Consider the following 19,575-nt stretch of genomic DNA (forward strand, 5'->3'; position numbering starts at 1 on the left):
TATTGCCCGGCCTGACCAGGCAATCCATGCGATGCCCATTCAGGGGCGCAGTTTCCCATGACCATCGAAATTCTCCAGACCGGACCGCTCCTCGCCTCCTGCGAAAAAGCCCTCGCCGCCCGCTACACGGTGCACAAGCTGCACGAACAGGCCGACAAGGATGCCTGGCTGAGGGACAACGGCGCCCGCATCCGCGCCCATGCCGGTTCGGGCGTGCAGGCCGATCTCATGGACAAGCTGCCCAATCTCGAGATCATCGCCAGCTTCGGCGTCGGCTACGACAATATCGACATCAAGGCCGCCAGGGCGCGCAACGTCCGCGTGACCAACACGCCGGATGTGCTCAACGACGCCGTCGCCGAGCTGACCGTCGGCCTCATGATTTCGCTGGCCCGCCGCATTCCGCAATCCGACCAGTTCGTCCGCCAGGGCAAATGGCCCAACGCCAGTTTCGGTCTCTTCTCCGAACTGACGGGCAAGACCGTCGGCATTCTCGGGCTCGGTCGCATCGGCAAGGAAATCGCCACGCGGCTGCAGGCCATGAAGATGCGCGTCGTCTACTATGGCCGCCGCCATCAGGCTACGGTGCCCTACATCTACTACGACAATCTCGAGGACATGGCCCGCGACAGCGACTGGCTTGTCGTCATCGCGCCCGGTGGCAAGGACACCAACGGCATCGTCAGCCGCGCCGTGCTCGAGGCCCTCGGTCCCGATGGCCGGATCGTCAACGTCGCCCGCGGCACGCTGATCGACGAGAAGGCCATGGTCGAGCTGCTCGTCAATGGCGGCCTCGGCGGCGCGGCGCTCGATGTCTTCGAGAATGAACCACAGGTTCCCGCCGAGCTCCTCACCCTCGACAATGTCGTGCTCTCCCCCCATCAGGGCAGCGCCACCCACCAGACCCGGGACGCCATGGGCGCACTGCTCGTCGCCAACCTCGAAAAGCACTTCGCCGGCGAGCCGCTGATTTCAGCGGTGGTCTGACCTTTCTTCACGTCTTCCCTCCGGGGGGAGGCGACGCCAAGCGGCGGGTGAGGGAGCCTGCCTGCCGCTATTCCAGATCCGCCTGCTCGATCGCCCCGGCCGCGTGAATGCACACAATATCGAGCCTGTCCGGCCCGAGATTGGTGAACTTGTGCGGCGTGTTGGCCGGCGCCACCGCGATGTCCCCGGGCCCGACCTCGAACCGCTCGTCGCCGATCACCACCTCGGCCCGCCCGCGCCGCACCACCCAGGTTTCGGCATAGGGATGGGTGTGCAGCCCCGGTCCCTGGCCTGTTTCGTTGTCCACCGCGAAAAACGAGATCGGCGTGCCATAGGCACCGCCCTCGAACTTGATTGTCCGGCTTGTGGTCAGGTTCCTGTCCGCCGCGCGCAGGATATGGGTCATGGTTTGTCTCTCCTCGTTCCTGTCCGCGACGATCCGGTTCCATCCGCTTCGACAGGTGACCCTTGCACCAGACGCCATTAACAGGCGCGCCGGAAACCGCTAGCTTCGCCCCAAATCAGATACCGGGCGAACCGGCCCAAGGAGCAGACGAATGACCGAATGGTGGCGCGGCGGAGTGATCTATCAGGTCTATCCGCGCTCGTTTCAGGACAGCAATGGCGACGGCATCGGCGATCTGGCCGGCATTATCGACCGGCTCGATCACATCGCCAGCCTCGGCGTCGACTGCATCTGGCTCTCGCCCATCACCCAGTCGCCGCAGGCCGACATGGGCTATGACGTGTCCGACTACATGCAGGTCGATCCGCTTTTCGGCTCCCTCCAGGATTTCGACCTCCTGATGGAAAAGGCCCATGCGCTGGGCCTCAAGGTCATCATGGATCAGGTGGTCAGCCACACCTCGTCCCAGCATCCGTGGTTTCTCGAATCCGCCTTCAGCCGCGACAATGCCAAGGCCGACTGGTATGTCTGGGCCGATGCCAATCCCGATGGCACCCCGCCCAACAACTGGCTCTCGGTCTTCGGTGGGTCGGCCTGGGAATGGCATACGGCGCGCAAGCAGTATTACCTCCACAATTTCCTCACCTCCCAGCCCGATCTCAACTTCCACAATCCCGCCGTGCAGGATGCGGTGCTTGATGTCATGCGCTTCTGGCTCGATCGGGGGCTCGATGGCTTCCGCCTCGATACCGTCAACTACTACTTCCACGACGCCAGGCTGCGCGCCAATCCGCCCCTCGCCGAACTCAACGGCAAGCCTGCCACCAATCCCTACGACATGCAGAGCCACCAGTTCTCCAAGAGCCAGCCGGAGAACCTCGATTGGCTGCGCAAGGTCCGCGCCATGATGGACGACTATCCCGGCGTCACCACGGTCGGTGAGGTCGGCGACGACGAGCGCGGCCTCGAGCTCATGAAGAAATACACCTCCGGCAGCGATCTGCTGCACATGTGCTATTCCTTCGATTTCCTCGGTCCGAAATTCTCCGCCGCCCATTTCCGCGGCAAGGTCGAGGCCTTCTTCTCGGGCGGCGAGACGGGGTGGCCCTGCTGGAGCTTTTCCAACCACGACGTCATCCGACACATGACGCGCTGGGCACCGAACAGCGTTTCGCCGGCTGATCTCTCGCGTCAGGCCATCGCTCTCATGCTCACGCTCAAGGGCTCCGCGGGCCTCTATCAGGGCGAAGAGCTGGGCCTGCCCGAAGCCGACATCCTCTATGAGGAACTGACCGATCCGCGCGGCATCCGCTTCTGGCCCGAGGACAAGGGGCGCGACGGTTGCCGCACGCCCATGCCCTGGCAGCAGAGCCTGCCGCATGCCGGCTTCACCCACGGCACCCCGTGGCTGCCGATCAAGCATTCGGCGACGGCGCTCAGCGTCGACGTGCAGGAAGCCAATCCGGCCTCGACGCTGCACTACTACCGGCAGATCCTCGCCTGGCGCAAAACCCACCCGGCCCTCAAGACCGGCGATATCGCCTTCTTCGATTGCGACGAACCGGTGCTGGCCTATTCGCGCACCGCTGGCAACAAGGATCTGATCTGCGTCTTCAACCTGTCGGCAGAGCCACTGACGGTCACGCTGTCTGGCGTCGAACTGGCTCTCGAACCCGTCAGCAATAATGCCGAACTCGATGGCGCCAGCCTCAAGCTCGGCCCCAACGGCTTCGCAATTCTCCCGGCGCCGGCCGGCGAGGGCAGGGTGGTCTACAGCGCCTAGTTTGGGCGCCGGCCCGGTCTTCTCCCCCTCGGGGAGAAGGTGGCGCGCAGCGCCGGGAGAGGGGGATGCTTCAGCGCGAGTGAAGAGCTCCCCTCACCGACCCGGAGCGGTCGATCCTTCGTCCCTTCCCGCCGGAGGGGAGCACCAGGGAGGCGATGGAGCCGCAAGGCCAGCTCCGCTAGCCGTCCACCTTTCTCCTCTCCGCCCAGCGGATCAGCACCACCACCGCGGGAATGGCAAAGCTCAGCATCAGCAGCCGGATCACATGGTGCGCGGCGATGAATGCAGTGTCGTAGCCTAGCGCGATCCCCAGTGCGCCCATGCCCTCGAGCGCGCCCGGCGATAGTCCCAGCCAGATCTGCCCGAAGGGCATGTCCACCAGCTGCGCCACGACAAGCGCGATCACCGTCACGATCGTGACCGTCATCGCCGTGGCGATCAGACCGCCCTTCGCCGTCGTCACGAGCTCGGCCCTGGTGATTCCCACGAAGCGCGAGCCGATCAGCGCTCCGGTCAGCACAAAGGTGCCGATCACCAGGGGCGTCGGCATCGCGCCGTCGTACAGTCCCCCCAGCTTCGCGCCGGTCGCTGCCGCCATCGCGCCCAGCACCAGCCCCGCCGGCACCTTGATCCACATGAAAACCAGCCCGACGGCGACACAGCCAGCGGCCAGCAACACGATGTCGAGCGGTGTCATGAAGCTGCCCGCAGCCGGCGGGGTAAAGCTGTCGATCGGCAGAAACATCGCGCCCACCGGCACGGCAATCGTCAGCATCAGGATGCGGATCACCTGGATGATGACGATCTGTCGGGCATCGCCGACGCCCGTCGCTGCAATGCCCATGACAAAACTCAGATGTCCGGGAAACGAACTGAGATAGGCAGTTCCGGTATCGAGCTTGAACAGCCTGGTCAGCATCCAGCCTGTCGAGGCCACGATGATCACCAGCTCGATGGCCAGCGCCGCCAGCGAAATAGGCCAGCTTGCCAGCATGGAGAGACTGTCCGGTGCCACGCTCGCACCCATGGACATGCCGACTGCCACGAAGATCACGTTGCGCAGCGCATCGGGAATCCTGACCGGGGCCTTCAGCATCGCCGCCACGGTTACGGCAAGGGCTGCGCCCATCAGCCACCCCGCCGGCAGGCCGAGGACGGTGGCAAGGCCGCCACCCAGTGCTGCAATCGCCAGGGTCAGCAAAACGGGCAGGATGTCGGATGGGGAGAAGGGGGTAGGCATTATCCCGCGACCCTTACCCCATGCCACCACCGGGCGAAAGGTTGATCGGAACCATCAATGTGTGGTCGCTATCACCGCCCCCGCCACTGCTCCGCCCTTGGGCTCGACCCGAGGGCCACGCACCTCAGCCGACCGGCAGCGCCGTTTCCACCAGCCGCACCCAGTAGCTCACGCCCACGGGAATGGCGTCGTCGTTGAAATCGTATGTGTCGGTATGGAGCTCGGTCGAGTCGCCATTGCCGAGGAAGATGTAGGCCCCCGGCCGCTTGTTGAGCATGAACGAGAAATCCTCGCCGCCCATCGATGGCGCCACGTCGTCATCCACCTGTCCCGCGCCCACCACGTCGCGCGCCACTGCGGCGGCAAAGCGTGTCTGCGCCTCGGCATTGACCGTCACCGGATAGCCGCGGGCATAGCGGATGCTGGCCTCCGCGCCGAAGCTGCGCGCGAATTGCGGCACGAATTCGCCCAGCTTGGCCTCGATGAAGTCCTGCACGTCGCCATCGAGCGTGCGCACCGTTCCGGTGATCTTGGCCGTGCGCGAAATCACATTGTCGGCCTCGCCGGCCTCGACCATGGTCACGCTCAGGACCGCGCTTTCCAGCGGGTCGAGGTTGCGCGACACGATGGTCTGCAGCGCCGTCACCATCTGCGCCGCGACGATGATCGGGTCCACCGTCTGCTGTGGCCGTGCGGCGTGGCCGCCGCGCCCGATGATGTCGATATAGAAACGATCGGTCGCCGCCATGATGCCGCCGCTGCGGATGCCGAATGTGCCCACCGGCATGCCCGGCCAGTTGTGCATGCCGTAGATTTCGGCAATGTCGAACTGCTCCAGCAGGCCCTCGTCGAGCATCACCTTGCCGCCGCCGCCACCCTCTTCGGCCGGCTGGAAGATCAGCGCCACCTGGCCGTCGAAATTGCGGGTTTCCGCCAGGTACTTTGCGGCGCCCAGCAGCATGGCGGTGTGGCCGTCATGGCCGCAGGCATGCATCTTGCCCGGCGTGGTCGAGGCGTGGGGCAGGCCGGTCTTCTCGGTCATGGGCAGGGCGTCCATGTCGGCCCTGAGCCCGATGATGCGCTGGCCGGTGCCACGCCCCTTGATCAGGCCGACGACGCCCGTTCGCCCGAGCCCGGTCACCACAGTGTCGCAGCCGAATTCCCGCAGCTTTTCAGCGACCACGCCGGCGGTGCGATGCACGTCGAACAGCACTTCGGGATGGGCATGCAGGTCCCGCCGCCATGCGGCAATCTCTGGCTGGAACTCGGCGACGCGGTTGATAACAGGCATAAAAAGACCGAAGCAGGGAAACAAAGTGGCAATCTCTCTGCCTGGGCTCGCGGCGTCAAGGCAAAGCGGCATGCCTTGCTCCAGCCCCTTCGCCGGGTTACGCGATCTCAAGCCGAGGACGTCGATCATGAACCAGGAAACCGAGCGTGCCGATCAGGAGATCGCCTTCTGCGAGGCCATCCTTGCCAAGAGCGGCACCAATGTCCTGCTCGAAACCCTGCGCGATGCGCCCGATGTCGCCGCCTGGTCGCATTACCCGGAAGGCGATGTATTCGATCCCGCGAGCGGGGCCCAGTGGTACTATCACTGCCATGCCCCGTCCTCCGACGCCGAGGAACATGGGCATTTCCATTGTTTCTTGCGCCCGGACGGGAGCCAGGGTCCCGTTCATCACCTCGCCGCCATCGGCGTTACCCCGCACGGACGGCTCCATCGCATTTTCACCGTCAATCATTGGGTCGTCGGCGATGACTGGCTGGACGCCGAAGCGACGCTGCCGCTGCTTGCGCGTTTCGACATGCAGATGGCCAGGCCCTCCTATCTCGTCAATCGCTGGCTGACCGCGCTTTTCGTCCGCTACGAAACCGAAATTGCCGATCTCGTCCGCCAGCGCGATCGGGCCATCCTCGCCCATGCCAGTGGTGACTTCGCCGCCAATCGCGAAGATCGCGCCATCGAAGTAACGGCCGAATTCCGACCCGAACGCGGCTAGGCGGATCGGTCGCAGCCATTTTGGCTCCCCGGACCTACCCCTCGGGCCCGTGGCTCCCTATATCGGGACGGACACCATATTTTCAGGGCCCGCCAATGTTTGCCTCGCGCAGTTTCCGCTTCACCAGTCTCATGGCTTGCCTGGTCGTGGCATTCTCCTTCGTCGCTGTCGGCGATGCCGAGGCGCGCAAGGGCGGCAGCTTCGGCAGCCGGGGTATGAACACATTCAATAGCCCGGCGCCGACCCAGACTGCCCCTGGCCCGGCCGCTCCCATTCAGCGCACCATGACGCCGAACCAGCAGCAGGCTGCGCCTTCAGCCCAGGCAGCCCAGCCGCGCGGCGGCTTCATGAACGGCTTCGGCGGCTCGCTGATGCGCGGTCTCATGCTGGGCGGCCTGTTCGGTCTCCTGCTTGGCGGTGGCTTTGGTGGCCTCGGCGGTATTTTCGCCATGCTGGCCCAGATCGCCATCATCGGCGGCGTCATCTGGCTGGCCATGCGCTTCTTCCGTTCACGCTCGCCCCAGCCGGCCAGCGCTGGCGGTCCGGATGTCGGCGCCTACGGCCGCCAGTCCACGGCAAAGCCTGATTTCGGCGGCATGTTCGGTGGTGCCGGAGCCAGTGCCGCGCGCCCGGCTGCGCGTCCGGCCAATCCGAACCAGCTCGATATCGGCATGGAAGACCTCCAGAAGTTCGAGTCCATGCTGACTCGTGTTCAGGCGGCCTTTGCCAGCGAAAACTATGCGGCCCTTCGTGTCCTCACCACGCCGGAAGTCATGGGTTACCTCTCCGAGGAACTGGCGACCAACGCCACCAATGGCGTCAAGAACCAGGTCTCTGACGTCGCCCTCCTTCAGGGTGACCTGTCCGAAAGCTGGCGCGAAGGCCAGGTCGAATACGCCACCGTCGCCATGCGCTACGCGGCTATCGACTACATGATCGATCGCGCCACTGGCAGCGTCGTCGAAGGCGATGCTGAAAATCCCGAGGAATCCACCGAGATCTGGACCTTTGTGCGCAATCGCGGCGACTCCGACTGGCGCCTCTCGGCCATCCAGGAGGCTTCGAACTGAGCCGCAGGCAAGATCGCTCCAGTGGAGCGGTCTTAAGTGAGAAGGCCATGAGAGCGACGCTCGAATGGCGGGGGCGGGGGCATACGACTGTCCGCGTTCCCGGCAGACAACCATCCCCCCATCGTCACCACCGGGCTTGACCCTGTGGTCCACGCTTCCGCAAACTGGATTGCCCGGTCAAGCCGGGCAATGACGGAAGAACGTGGTCATCCAAACTTTCTATTTTCCCGTCGCGAACTAGACCGAAATTCCCCTTTCGCGCCTTGCCCGAAAGACCCCTTTTTGCCATTGAAGCTCCAACCTGACGGAGCTGCTCATGAAAATCCTCGTCGCCGTCAAGCGCGTGGTCGACCACAATGTCCGCATCCGGGTCCGTCCCGACGGTACGGGCGTCGAGACCAATGGCGTGCGCATGTCGATGAACCCTTTCTGCAAGCACGCGGTCGAAGCTGCCGTGCAGCTGGCCGAAGCCGGTCAGGCCAGCGAGATCGTGGTCGTCTCCATTGGTCCCAAGGCCAGCAACGACGTGATCCTGACCGCGCTGGCCATGGGTGCCCATCGCGGCATCCTGGTTGAAACGGATGCGCCGCTCGAAACCCTTGTCATCGCCAAGCTGCTGGCCAGGGTCGTCGCCGAAGAGCAGCCCGACCTGATCCTTCTCGGCAAGCAGGCCGTGGACGACGACAGCAATCATGTGGGCCAGATGCTCGCCGCGCTGACCGATCGTCCGCAGGCCACCTTTGCCTCCGAGATCAAGATTTCGGGCGCGGAGCTCGAAGTGGTCAGGGAAGTGGATTCGGGCCGCGAGACATTGCGCTTGCCGCTGCCCGCCGTGGTCACCGCCGACCTTCGTCTCAACACCCCGCGCAATGCCGCGCTGCCCATGGTGATGAAGGCGCGCTCCAAGCCGCTGGCTGTTCGCTCCGCCTCCGAATTCGGCGTCGATCTTGGCGCGCGCCTCAAGGTCGAAAAGATATCCCCGCCGCCCGAGCGCGTGGCAGGAAAGACCGTCAACTCGGTTTCCGAGCTGGTCACCATCATCGCAGCCGACGTCAACGCGATGGAGGCGATCTGATGAGCGTTCTGGTTCTCGCCGAAGTCGATGACGGCGTTCTCTCGCCCGCCACCGCGCGCATTGTCGCCGCGGCTGCCAATCTTGGTCCCGTCGATGTTTTCGTGCCCGGTCCCCGCGCTGCGGCGGACGCGGCTGCCGCCATTTCCGGCGTGCGCAAGGTGATCGCAAACGATAGCAGTCTGCTAGCGGATACCCTCTCTGGCGCTATAGAAACGCTGGCAAAAGACTACATTTATCTCGTTTCCGGCGCCTCTACGCTGGGAAAAGACGTGATTCCGCGCCTCGCTGCTAAGCTCGACATCCAGCCGGTCACCGACATCGTCGCCATCGAGTCCCCGACCCGCTTTGTCCGCCCCATCTACGCGGGCAATGCCCTTGAAACTGTTACTGATTCTCAGTCGAAGCACGTCCTTACGTTCCGGGCCTCGGCTTTCCGGCCCGCCGCCGGGGGTAACGCCGCTCCTGTGGAAGTGTTTGATAACGCTGTGCAATCCGCCGCCACGCTGATTGCTGCTCACCGCACCGAAAGCGATACCCCCGATCTCTCGACGGCTCAGATCGTCGTCGCTGGCGGTGTCTCGGTCGGCTCCGCCGAAGGTTTCCAACTCATTGAAAAGCTTGGAAAAACCTTGGGCGCAGCCGTAGGCGCCACCCGCGCTGCTGTCGACGCCGGCTACGCCCCCAACGACTGGCAGGTCGGCCAGACCGGCAAGATCATTGCCCCCGACCTCTACATCGCCGTCGGCATCTCCGGCGCGCTCCAGCATCTGGCCGGCATCCAGGGCGCTAGGAAGATCATCGCCATCAACAGCGACGTCGACGCGCCGATCGTCAAGATATCGGACGTCGCGCTGATCGGCGATCTCTTTGAAATCGTTCCGCAATTGATCGCAGAACTCGAGCGCCTCGGCATAAGGCGCTAGTCGCTAAAGATTGCAAAAATCCCCCGCCGTCCTATAAAGACGGCGCCTTCCCACCGGACCTCCCGAAAATGTTCGAAACTCTCACCAAGGCCCCTGGCGACAAGATCCTTGCGCTCATGGGCGAGTATGCGGCCGACTCCCGTCCCACAAAGATCGACCTCGGCGTCGGCGTCTACAAGGACGAAAAGGGCGTGACCCCGGTCATGACCTCTGTCCGCAAGGCCGAAGAGCGGATTCTTTCGAAAGAAAAAACAAAGACTTACCTCGGTATCGCCGGCAACAAGGGCTATGGCAATGCCGTGCTCGATCTCGTGCTGGCCGACAGTGTCGATCGCGCCCGCGTCCGCATCGCCCAGGCCCCCGGCGGCACCGGTTCGCTTTGGGTACTGATGCAGCTGGTCAACCGCGCCCGTCCCGGCGCGACGGTGTATGTCTCCGATCCGACCTGGGCTAACCACAACCCGATCGCCATCAATTCCGGCCTAAAGGTCGCGACCTACCCCTATTTCGACGCCGAAACCCGCGGCGTGAAGTTCGATCAAATGCTTGCCGCGCTTGATCAATTGGGCGCGGGCGACGTCGTGCTTCTGCATGGCTGCTGCCATAACCCGACCGGCGCAAACCTTTCTGATGCGCAGTGGGATCAGGTCGCCGCCAGCCTGGTGCGGACTGGTGCACTGCCCTTCATCGATCTGGCCTATCTCGGTTTCGGTGATGGCATCGAGGCCGATGCCTATGGCACCCGCAAAATCTTATCCTCTGTTCCTGAAGCTCTGATAGCTTTCTCGGGCTCGAAGAATTTCGGCCTCTACCGTGAACGCGTCGGCGCTGCCATCCTCGTCGCCCGTAATGGCGACGAAGCCGAAGTCACCAACTCGCAGTTGCTCAATATTATCAGGGGCGCCTATTCGCAGCCGCCCGATCATGGTGCCGAAATTATCCGCACCATTCTGGAAGACGCAGCATTGCGCTCCGAGTGGGAGACTGAGCTGGCTCAAATGCGTAACCGTATGATTTCGTTGCGCAAAAAGCTTGCCGATGCGATCCGCGAGCGCTCCAACTCCACCGATTTCGACTTCGTTGCCGATCACCGGGGCATGTTTTCGCTCCTCGGGCTCAGCAATGACGCGGTCGAACATCTCAAGGCCGCAAACGGGGTCTATATGACGGGGGATAGCCGCATCAATGTTGCCGGTATCCCGGAAGACCGCGTGGGCGATCTGGCGGACGCGTTTTTAGGCGCCCTCCGCTGATCCCATCGCTTGCGGCAGCGCGCCGCCATGGCTACATCTGGATCAACGGTCCGGACCGACAAGTTACTAGGAGGGAACGATGAAGTTCTTCGTCGATACTGCTGATACCGCCGCCATCAAGGAGCTCAACGAAGCCGGGCTCATCAATGGCGTGACCACCAATCCGTCGCTGATCGCCAAGTCCGGCCGTGACTTCAAGGAAGTCATCAAGGAAATCTGTGGCATCACGCCCGATCCGGTCTCGGCCGAAGTCGCCAGCCTCGAATATGACGGCATGGTCGCCGAGGGCGAGCACCTCGCCAAGATTGCGTCCAACGTCGTCATCAAGCTGCCCCTGACGCTGAATGGCCTCAAGGCCACCAAGCACTTCCACGACAAGGGCATCGCGACCAACGTCACGCTCTGCTTCTCGGCCAACCAGGCTCTGCTCGCTGCAAAGGCTGGCGCCACCTACATATCGCCCTTTATCGGCCGCCTCGACGACATCAATCTCGATGGCATGGAGCTGATCGAGAACATCCGTACCATCTACGACAATTACCAGTTCGAGACCCAGATCCTGGCTGCCTCGATCCGTTCGCCCAACCACGTCACCGAAGCCGCGCTGGCCGGTGCCGACGTGGCCACCATCCCGCCCGACGTCATCAAGAAGCTGGCCCTGCACCCGCTGACCGACAAGGGCATCGAAGGCTTCCTCAAGGATTGGGCCGGCACCGGCCAGTCGATCCTCTAGGCTCCTTCGCTCCGCTTCAGGACCCCGCCCTTCGACAAATTCGGGGTGGGGTCTTTTCTTTTGTGAGTTGCCATGGCCGACACCGATCTCGCCGCCCAGATCAAGACTGCGCTTGCCGATGTGGAAATTCCCGGCGGCGGCGATCTGGCGGGGTATGCCGGTCTTTCCGAAATCATCGTTACCCCCGGTGCCATCGCCTTCGCCATTGCGGTCGCCTCGGGCATGGAAGCGGCCTTTGGCCCGGCTCGCGACGAAGCGCACAAGCGGGCCCAGGCCCTGGGCGGCAGCCGCAAGGTAATGGTCTCCATCACTGCCGAGAAATCCAACACCGCCAAGTTCGGTCACGGCGCGCCCCAACCGCAGGGCAAGACGCGTGTCAAAGGCGTCAAGCGCATCATTGCCGTTGGTTCGGGAAAGGGCGGCGTCGGCAAGTCCACCACAGCTGTCAACATCGCCCTGGCTCTGGCGGACGAAGGGCTGAAGGTCGGGCTTCTCGATGCTGATCTCTATGGACCCTCAGTGCCCAAACTGTTGGGCATCGAGGGCAAACCTGCCATTCGCGACGACGGCATTTTCACGCCTCACGAAGCCTTTGGCCTCAAGGCCATTTCCATCGGGTCCATGCTGGTTCCCGGCCAGGCAGTGGTCTGGCGCGGTCCCATGGCGACTTCAGGGCTCCGCCAGTTGCTGCGCGAAACCGAGTGGGGCGGGCTCGACGTGCTCATCATCGACCTGCCCCCGGGCACCGGCGATATCCATATCGCGCTCTTCCAGCAGACGATCGTCGACGGTGTGGTCATTGTCTCGACCCCGCAGGACCTGGCCTTGATTGATGCCCAGAAGGCGATCGACATGCTTCGCCGCATGTCCGTGCCCGTGCTCGGCCTCGTCGAGAACATGAGCTACTTCATCGCGCCCGACACGGGTCATCGCTACGACATCTTCGGCACCGGCGGTGCCGAACAGGCGGCCGGGAAGCTTGAAATTCCTTTCCTTGGTCCCATTCCGCTGGTCATGTCGATCCGAGAGGGCTCTGACGCCGGAATGCCCCCGGTTGCTCATGCTCCGGAAGGCCCCGAGGCCCAGGCCTACCGCCTTATCGCGCGCAGAATCCTCGCCAGCATCCCCTAGGCGGCGACCCGCATCAACGCCTTTGCGTCGTTTAAATCGATTGCTGAAATCGATTGCACGACTGCATACGCCAATGGTATCCGCGTTCGGAAAGGGCTGTAAGCCCGATTGGAGGGGATATGTTTTCGTTTGAGCGTCGCGAATTCGGGCCGGATTTCACCTTTGGTGTGGCCACTGCCGCCTATCAGATCGAGGGCGGACAGGGTCATGGCCGTGGCGAGAGCATCTGGGACACGTTCTCGGCGACGCCCGGAAACGTCCACAATGGCGATACCGGGCTCAATGCCTGCAATCATTACGACCTCTGGCCGCAGGACCTCGACCTCATTCGCGATGGCGGTTACGACGCTTATCGCTTCTCCTTCGCTTGGCCGCGCCTGATCCCCAACGGCACGGGTGCCGTGAACCAGGAAGGTGTGGATTTCTACGACCGCCTGATCGATGGCATGCTCGAACGCGGCATCAAGCCGTACGCCACGCTTTATCACTGGGACCTGCCCTCGGCGTTGCAGGACCGTGGCGGTTGGATGAATCGTGACATCGCCGGTTGGTTCGCAGACTACGCGACCCTGGTTGCCAACAAGTTCGGGGATCGCCTCGAAGCCACCGCCACGATCAACGAGCCCTGGTGCGTCGCCTTCCTCAGCCATTTCCTCGGCATCCATGCCCCCGGGTATCGCGACCTGCGCGCCGCGGCACGCGCCATGCACCATGTGCTGTTCGCGCATGGCACGGCCATCGACGCGCTGCGCGCGGCAGGCGCCAAGAATTTGGGCATTGTCCTCAATCTGGAAAAGTCGGAGCCGGCGACTGACAGCGATGCTGACAAGGCCGCTTGCGACTTCGGGGATGCCCTGTTCAATCGCTGGTATCTCGGCGGTGTCTTCAAAGGCGAATATCCCGAGATCCTGACCAAGTGGCTCGAGCCCTATCTGCCCTCCAATTATCAGGCCGACATGGACGTCGTATCGCGCCCGCTCGATTGGTTGGGGATCAACTATTATACCCGCGGCCTCTACAAGGCCTCGTCCGTTCCCGGCCGGCCTGCGGAACAGGTCAAGGGCGATCTCGAAAAGACCGATATCGGCTGGGAAATCTATCCCAAGGGTCTCTCAGACCTCCTGGTCCGCGTGTCCAACGAATACACTAAGAAGCCGATTTACGTCACCGAAAACGGCATGGCCGAGGTCGAGGGCGATGACGATCCGCGCCGCGTGAAATACTACGAGGACCATCTCAAGGCGGTCCTTGCCGCCAAGGCCGAAGGCGCTGACGTGCGCGGCTATTTCGCCTGGTCACTGCTCGACAACTATGAATGGGCCGAAGGCTACAACAAACGCTTTGGCCTCGTGCATGTCGATTACGAAACCCAGAAGCGTACGCCCAAGGCCAGCTATCGGGCCTTCCAGGGCCTGTTGCACAACTCCCGCTGAAAATGGTCTAAGGTCGGGCTTTCAGACGAGCGAGCCCGACCCATGACTTCGGAATACAGCGAACTGCCAGATTCACTCCTGCGTCTCGATGACGTACTGATCGCGGGTGGCGATGAGTCCATGCTGTTGACCGAGCTGGACGGTTTCCTGTGTGCTGTCGCCGTCAGCCCGAACCCGGTCGCCAAATCCGACTATTGGCCGTTCGAATGGGCCGCTGACGAGCGCGGCGTGCTCAGGCCGGGCTACGAAGACCTCGAGGCGCTGGTGGACGCCCGCCTGTCCGAAATCGAGCAGGAGCTTGCAGCCGGCGAATATGGCCCGCTCTACGAAGTGGACGACGACACCAACGAGATCGTCTGGCAGGCATGGGTCTCCGGCTTCCAGCAGGCCATGTTGCTGCAGTTCGATGCGTGGGACGATCTGCTGCGCGACACGGGTGGTGACGCCCGGGGAGAGGCGGCGATGGGCCTGGCCACGGCGCTGATGCTGTCCGACCCGACCAACGTGCCTGATGACACCGCAGGCGACGATGATTGGTCGCAATACGACAATGCGATGGAAGCCATGCCCGAAGTCATCGCGCAGGTTGCGGTGCTGCTGTACCGCCTGCATCGGCAGAGCTAGGCGATCTCCGGCAGGCGCGCTGCCATGAGCGCGCGGGTCAGGCTATGCTGCGGCGCAGCGAACAGCCGCTCCGGCGTGCCGTCCTCGACGATCCTGCCACTCTCCATGACCATGACCCGGTCGGCCATGGCTGCGACCATGTCCAGGTCGTGGCTGATGATCAGATAGGTCAGTCCGTGGTCGGCCTGAAGCCGCGACAGCAGCCGCAGCACATCGCCGCGCAGGGAAACGTCAAGGGCTGAAACCGGCTCGTCCAGCACCACCAGACGGGGCCGTGTCACCAGTGCCCGCGCGATGGCCAGCCTCTGCCGCTGCCCGCCCGAGAATTCATGCGGGCGGCGGCCGAGCATGTCGGCGTCCAGGCCCACGGCCTCCATCGCCTCCTCGAGCCGCGATGTCCTGTCCTCAGGGGACAGGTGGCCCAGGAGGTGCAACGGTTCGGCGAGGGAAGCGCCCACTCGCATGCGGGGATCGAAACTGCTGAATGGGTCCTGGAAGACCAGCGATATGCCGGCTCGGAGCGGCGCCGGCATATCGGAGCCGCGATAAGCTGTTCCACCGAGACGCATCCGGCCGCTATTGGCCTTGTCGAGCCCCACGATCAGTCGTGCCAGGGTGGTCTTGCCGCATCCGGATGGCCCGACCAGGGCCACGCATTCACCCAGGTTGATGTCGAAACTGACATCGTTCACTGCCCGCAGGGGCTCCTGCTTCCAGGGCCACAACCCGCCCTGCGCGTAGATGCGGCTTACGTTTTCCACCGAGAGCAGGGGCGTTGCATCCGCTGCGCCGCTTCTGCTCCGTCTTTCCATCCTGCTCGCCGCAAGGAGCTTGCGCGTATACTCGGCCCGCGGCGTCTTTAGCACGAGCGATGTCTCGCCCTCTTCGACCAACCGTCCCGCCTGCATCACGGCAACATGCGAGCACAAGGCCGCCACCGCACGGATGTCGTGGCTGATAAAGAGCAGGGTCATCTTCCGGCGCTTGCAGATGTCGGCGATGAGGTCGAGCACCATTCGCTGCGTGATCACATCCAGCGCCGATGTCGGCTCATCAGCAATCATCAGCTCGGGTCGGCTTGCCAGCGCCATGGCGATCATCGCACGCTGACGCTGCCCGCCGGAAAGCTGGTGCGGATACCGGCCTGCATGCCCCGATGACAGCCCGACCTCCTCGAGCAGTGTCGGAACCTCCAGCGCAGCGATCTCGCTGATGTCGGCGAGACGGATTGCCTCCTCGATCTGTTCACCGATAGTCATCAGTGGATTGAGCGCCGTCATCGGCTCCTGAAACACCATGCCGATGCGCTTGCCGCGCAGGCTTGCCAGGGCCTTTTCGTCCTGAGGCAGGGGCTGTCCTTCGAAGCGAACACCGCCGCTTGCGTCCGCGGTGTCGGGCAAGAGGCCCGCGATGGCGAGTGCGGTCAGCGATTTGCCCGAGCCGCTCTCGCCGATGATGCCGAAGCGCTCGCCGCGTTCGATGGAAAGCGAGAGGTTGGACACGGCGGGACGACCGTCGAACGCGATGGTCAGGCAGTCGATGTCAACCAGTGCCATGTTAGAGCCCCTCCCGCTTCAATCGCGGGTCCATGGCGTCGCGCAAGCCATCTCCGGCAATATTGAGCGCAATGACGATGAGGACGATCGCAAGGCCCGGCACGACGCTCAGCCAGGGATGGATCAGGAACAGGCTTTGCGAGTCGCGCAGCATGAGGCCGAGGCTGGTTGCCGGCGGTTGGGTGCCCAGGCCGATGTAGGACAGCCCCGCCTCGGCCAATATGCCCAGCGAAAGCTGGATTGTGCCCTGGACGATGAGCAGGCTCGAAATATTGGGAAGCAGGTGTCGGAGGGAAATGGCGACATTTCCCAGTCCAGCCAACCGGGCCGCAGCAATGAAGTCCTGGGTGGCGACGGCCATCGCGCCGCCCCGGGCCACCCGGGCAAACACCGGAATGTTGAACACGCCGATGGCGATGACCGCATTGGCTTCACCCGGTCCGGCGAGCGCCGCGATCAGGATGGCCACGATGACGGCAGGAAAGGCGAATGTAAGATCCGAGAGACGCAGTACCAGCCATTCCACCGCGCCGCCCCAGGCGACCGCGGCCAGCCCCATCGGCACGCCGACGGCCAGCCCGATCAGGACGCCCAGCGCCGCGACCACGAAGCTGGTGAGCGTTCCGCTCATCACCAGTGAAAGCAGGTCCCGCCCCAGGTGATCGGTTCCCAGCCAGTGCTCCGGTGTCGGCCCTAGAAAACGCCGCGCCACGGTGATCTGCTCGATAGGGTAGGGCGTCCACCACAGGGAGATGACCCCCAGAAGCGCAAACAAGGCTGCAGCACCGAGGCCAATGGCCAGGGCGGGGTGTTGTCGCAAAAGGGGCCACCTCATGCGCCGCGCCCCTTGAGGCGGGGATCGACCAGGGCATAGCAGAGGTCCGTCGCCAGCATGGTGGCGGTGGTGACAAGCACCAGCGCGATGGTGATACCGCGCACCAGGACCAGATCGCGCTCGGAGATGGCGGTGAAGATGAGCCGCCCAAGGCCCGGCAAGTAGAAGACGTTTTCGACGATGATCGTACCGGCAATGAGATAGGCGAACTGCAGGCCGAGAATGGTCAGCACCGGCAAGAGGGCGTTGCGCACCCCGTGTCGCAAGATCGCTTGGCTTTTTGTCAGCCCTTTGGCGCGGGCGGTGCGGATGAAATCCTGCTCCGTGACATCGACCAGCGCCGTGCGCATGACGCGGGCAAGAATGGAGGCTTGGGGAAGGGCGAGCGCAAGCCCGGGCAGGATCAGCCCACGCAGCGCGGCGCCGGGATCTTCGTGCCAGGGCACGAATCCGCCTGTCGGCAACCACCGCAGGGTGACCGCGAACAACAGCGTCAGCAGCATGCCGAACCAGAAATTGGGCACGGCAATACCGGTTTGCGCCAGCACCATCAGCGTCGTGTCGGTAGGCTTGCCGCGCCGCATTGCCGCGAGAATGCCGATGGGCAGGCCAACGGCCACCGAAACGACCATCGCCAGGATCGAAAGCGGGAGCGTGACCGCCATGCGGTCCCAGATCAGTTGGGCGACGGGCAGGCGCTGGGTCTGGGACATGCCGAAGTCGCCGCGGATCATGTCCAGCACCCAGGTGATGAAGCGCTCGTGCACTGGCGCGTCAAGACCCATTTGCGTGCGCAGCGCAGCGACTGCTTCGGGCGTCGCATTGATGCCCAGAATGAAGCGCGCCGGATCGCCAGGCAGCAGGTCGAGCAGGATAAAGATGATCAGCGCCGCCACGAAAATCGTGACGGCAAACCCCGCGATGCGTCGCGCGAGGTATAGGCTCATCCTGCGTTCAGCCCCGTTCTCGCGCCGATTGTGCCTATGGCCTCATTGCACCCAATGGATGTCGCGCAGCACGACGCCTTCCACGGGCGCATTCTGCCACATCCCTTCGAGCTTGGCATTCCAGACGCCGGTCTGGGCGAGTTCGAAAAGGTAGCCGTTGACGGCATCCTGGCTGATGATGGTCTGGAGTTGCTGCGCCAGCGCCTTGCGCTCGGCCTCGTCCGTGGTGGCATTGAGCGTTTCATTGAGCGACTGCACATCCGCATTGTCATAGCCGAAGTAGTAGTCGGGGTCGGCATAGATGCCAATATCGAACGGCTCGACATGGCTGATGATGGTGAGGTCGAAATCCTTGTTGGCAAAGACGTCCTCGAGCCACTGGGCCCATTCCATGTTGATCAGTTCGAGCCGGATACCCACTTGGGCGAATTGGCTGGCAATGATCTGGCCGGACAGCCGTGCGTAGGCAACCGGCGGTAGCTTCAGCGTGGCGGAGAACCCGTCCGCATAGCCGGCTTCGGCGAGCAGGGCCTTCGCCTTCTCCACGTCATGCGGATAGGTTTCGGTGAGATCGAGATAATAAGGATGGTGCGGCGCGAAGTGCGTTCCGATCGGTACGCCATAGCCATAGGTCGCTCCGTCGATTATTTCCTGACGGTCCAGCGCATGCGCCATGGCCTGGCGCACTTTGAGGTCGTCGAAGGGCGCTTCCCGATTGTTGGTGGCAAGGATCGTTTCGCCCTCGGTCGAGCCCACGAGGACCTTGAACTGAGGGTTTCCCTCGAATACGGCCAGGGCTTCCGGGGCGAAATTGTTGGTGCCGTCGACATCACCGGCAAGCAGCGCATTGGTCATGGTCGCGGTATCGGAGATGAAGAGGTAGGTTGCCTTTGTCAGCTTGGGCAGTTCGCCCCAATAGGGTCCGTACTGCTCCAGAACGACCCGGCTGCCACGGTCCCACTGCACGAAGGCGAAAGGGCCGGTGCCGATCGGATCGCTGGCATTGTTGTCGGCGCTTTCCGGCGCCACGATCACCGCGTCGCCTCGCCCAAGATTGAACAGGAAGAGCCCATCCGGTCGCGACAGGGTGAACTCCACCGTCGTCGGGTCGACCACGGTGACGCCGGAGATCGGTTCATAGAGCGCCTTCTGGGCGTTCACGCTGTCTTCGGCGAGGAGCCGGTCAAAGGTGAACTTGACGTCGTCTGCGTCAAAGGACGTCCCGTCGTGGAACGTCACCCCGTCGTGGAGCACGAATGTGTAGGTCAGGCCATCGTCGGAAATGGTCCAGCTTTCGGCAAGGCCCGGTTGCACCGCCCCTGTTTCGTCGATGCGGACAAGGCCCTCGAATATGTTTTGATAGACGACGACGTCAATCGCCTCGGCCGCCCCCGCGGTCGGATCCAGCGCCGGGGGCTCGAGCGCCACGCCGATGCGGATTTCGGTCGGCTGGGCCAGTGCCACGCCTGACGTCATCAGGACGCCGGCCAGTGCCAGGGCGAGGGACTTTCGTGACATCGTCATCGTGGCATTCCTCCAGTCGCGCAAAAAGCGCATCATTCGACAGGCTCGCCGC

18 protein-coding genes are annotated in these 19,575 nt (G+C 63.4%); 11 read left to right on the forward strand and 7 right to left on the reverse strand.

Annotated features, from left to right (window positions below):
• The first annotated feature begins 57 nt into the window (after positions 1-57).
• The gene (locus CCK88_RS00775) at positions 58-987 is read left to right on the forward strand and encodes a 2-hydroxyacid dehydrogenase (protein ID WP_086468657.1); all 930 of its coding nucleotides are present in this window, start codon (positions 58-60) and stop codon (positions 985-987) included.
• A 67-nt stretch (positions 988-1,054) separates the two neighbouring features.
• On the opposite strand, the gene CCK88_RS00780 is transcribed toward CCK88_RS00775, so the two are convergent.
• Positions 1,055-1,393, reverse strand: coding sequence for a cupin domain-containing protein (locus CCK88_RS00780; RefSeq protein ID WP_086468658.1), 339 nt, complete (start codon positions 1,391-1,393; stop codon positions 1,055-1,057).
• A gap of 151 nt (positions 1,394-1,544) precedes the next feature.
• On the opposite strand from CCK88_RS00780, the gene CCK88_RS00785 reads away from it, so the two are divergent.
• Positions 1,545-3,176 carry an alpha-glucosidase family protein gene (locus CCK88_RS00785; RefSeq protein ID WP_086468659.1) on the forward strand — a complete coding sequence of 544 codons (1,632 nt, stop codon included), beginning with the start codon at positions 1,545-1,547 and terminating at the stop codon, positions 3,174-3,176.
• Between the two features lie 178 nt (positions 3,177-3,354).
• On the opposite strand, the gene CCK88_RS00790 is transcribed toward CCK88_RS00785, so the two are convergent.
• On the reverse strand, positions 3,355-4,416 hold the full coding sequence (locus CCK88_RS00790; protein ID WP_086468660.1) for an AbrB family transcriptional regulator: 1,062 nt from the start codon (positions 4,414-4,416) through the stop codon (positions 3,355-3,357).
• 124 nt (positions 4,417-4,540) lie between these two features.
• The gene (locus CCK88_RS00795; RefSeq protein WP_086468661.1) at positions 4,541-5,707 is read right to left on the reverse strand and encodes a M20 aminoacylase family protein; all 1,167 of its coding nucleotides are present in this window, start codon (positions 5,705-5,707) and stop codon (positions 4,541-4,543) included.
• A 127-nt stretch (positions 5,708-5,834) separates the two neighbouring features.
• On the opposite strand from CCK88_RS00795, the gene CCK88_RS00800 reads away from it, so the two are divergent.
• The 9 genes from CCK88_RS00800 to CCK88_RS00840 all read left to right on the forward strand — a co-directional run bounded on the left by CCK88_RS00800 (position 5,835) and on the right by CCK88_RS00840 (position 14,661).
• On the forward strand, positions 5,835-6,419 hold the full coding sequence (locus tag CCK88_RS00800; protein ID WP_086468662.1) for a DUF6969 family protein: 585 nt from the start codon (positions 5,835-5,837) through the stop codon (positions 6,417-6,419).
• 95 nt (positions 6,420-6,514) lie between these two features.
• The gene (locus CCK88_RS00805; RefSeq protein WP_086468663.1) at positions 6,515-7,489 is read left to right on the forward strand and encodes a Tim44 domain-containing protein; all 975 of its coding nucleotides are present in this window, start codon (positions 6,515-6,517) and stop codon (positions 7,487-7,489) included.
• Positions 7,490-7,805: 316 nt separating this feature from the next.
• A complete protein-coding gene (locus tag CCK88_RS00810; protein WP_086468664.1) occupies positions 7,806-8,564 on the forward strand; it encodes an electron transfer flavoprotein subunit beta/FixA family protein in 759 nt (252 codons plus the stop codon).
• Positions 8,564-9,487: an electron transfer flavoprotein subunit alpha/FixB family protein gene (locus CCK88_RS00815; protein WP_086468665.1), complete on the forward strand. Its 924-nt coding sequence runs from the start codon at positions 8,564-8,566 to the stop codon at positions 9,485-9,487. The genes CCK88_RS00810 and CCK88_RS00815 overlap by 1 nt, the downstream gene beginning before the upstream one ends.
• 68 nt (positions 9,488-9,555) lie before the next feature.
• On the forward strand, positions 9,556-10,740 hold the full coding sequence (locus CCK88_RS00820; protein WP_086468666.1) for an amino acid aminotransferase: 1,185 nt from the start codon (positions 9,556-9,558) through the stop codon (positions 10,738-10,740).
• Positions 10,741-10,819: 79 nt separating this feature from the next.
• A complete protein-coding gene (gene fsa / locus CCK88_RS00825) occupies positions 10,820-11,473 on the forward strand; it encodes a fructose-6-phosphate aldolase (protein ID WP_086468667.1) in 654 nt (217 codons plus the stop codon).
• Positions 11,474-11,545: 72 nt separating this feature from the next.
• The gene (locus CCK88_RS00830) at positions 11,546-12,604 is read left to right on the forward strand and encodes an Mrp/NBP35 family ATP-binding protein (protein ID WP_086468668.1); all 1,059 of its coding nucleotides are present in this window, start codon (positions 11,546-11,548) and stop codon (positions 12,602-12,604) included.
• A 119-nt stretch (positions 12,605-12,723) separates the two neighbouring features.
• On the forward strand, positions 12,724-14,037 hold the full coding sequence (locus CCK88_RS00835; protein WP_086468669.1) for a GH1 family beta-glucosidase: 1,314 nt from the start codon (positions 12,724-12,726) through the stop codon (positions 14,035-14,037).
• Positions 14,038-14,079: 42 nt separating this feature from the next.
• Positions 14,080-14,661: a UPF0149 family protein gene (locus CCK88_RS00840; RefSeq protein WP_086468670.1), complete on the forward strand. Its 582-nt coding sequence runs from the start codon at positions 14,080-14,082 to the stop codon at positions 14,659-14,661.
• Here the strand turns inward: CCK88_RS00840 and CCK88_RS00845 are convergent.
• From CCK88_RS00845 to CCK88_RS00860, 4 genes are read right to left on the reverse strand one after another with little or no spacing between them, the layout of a single operon-like run.
• A complete protein-coding gene (locus tag CCK88_RS00845) occupies positions 14,658-16,217 on the reverse strand; it encodes a dipeptide ABC transporter ATP-binding protein (protein ID WP_086468671.1) in 1,560 nt (519 codons plus the stop codon). The genes CCK88_RS00840 and CCK88_RS00845 overlap by 4 nt on opposite strands.
• A 1-nt stretch (position 16,218) precedes the next feature.
• Complete coding sequence (locus tag CCK88_RS00850; RefSeq protein ID WP_086468672.1) at positions 16,219-17,052, reverse strand: ABC transporter permease; 834 nt, start codon at positions 17,050-17,052, stop codon at positions 16,219-16,221.
• Entirely contained in the window at positions 17,049-17,999 is a 951-nt protein-coding gene (locus tag CCK88_RS00855; protein WP_086468673.1) for an ABC transporter permease, read from the reverse strand. The genes CCK88_RS00850 and CCK88_RS00855 overlap by 4 nt, the downstream gene beginning before the upstream one ends.
• Positions 18,000-18,041: 42 nt before the next feature.
• On the reverse strand, positions 18,042-19,523 hold the full coding sequence (locus CCK88_RS00860; protein ID WP_210189891.1) for an ABC transporter substrate-binding protein: 1,482 nt from the start codon (positions 19,521-19,523) through the stop codon (positions 18,042-18,044).
• Between the last annotated feature and the right edge of the window lie 52 nt (positions 19,524-19,575).

Origin of the sequence: Devosia lucknowensis (genome assembly GCF_900177655.1) — a bacterium.
In the GTDB taxonomy this organism is placed as follows: domain Bacteria; phylum Pseudomonadota; class Alphaproteobacteria; order Rhizobiales; family Devosiaceae; genus Devosia; species Devosia lucknowensis.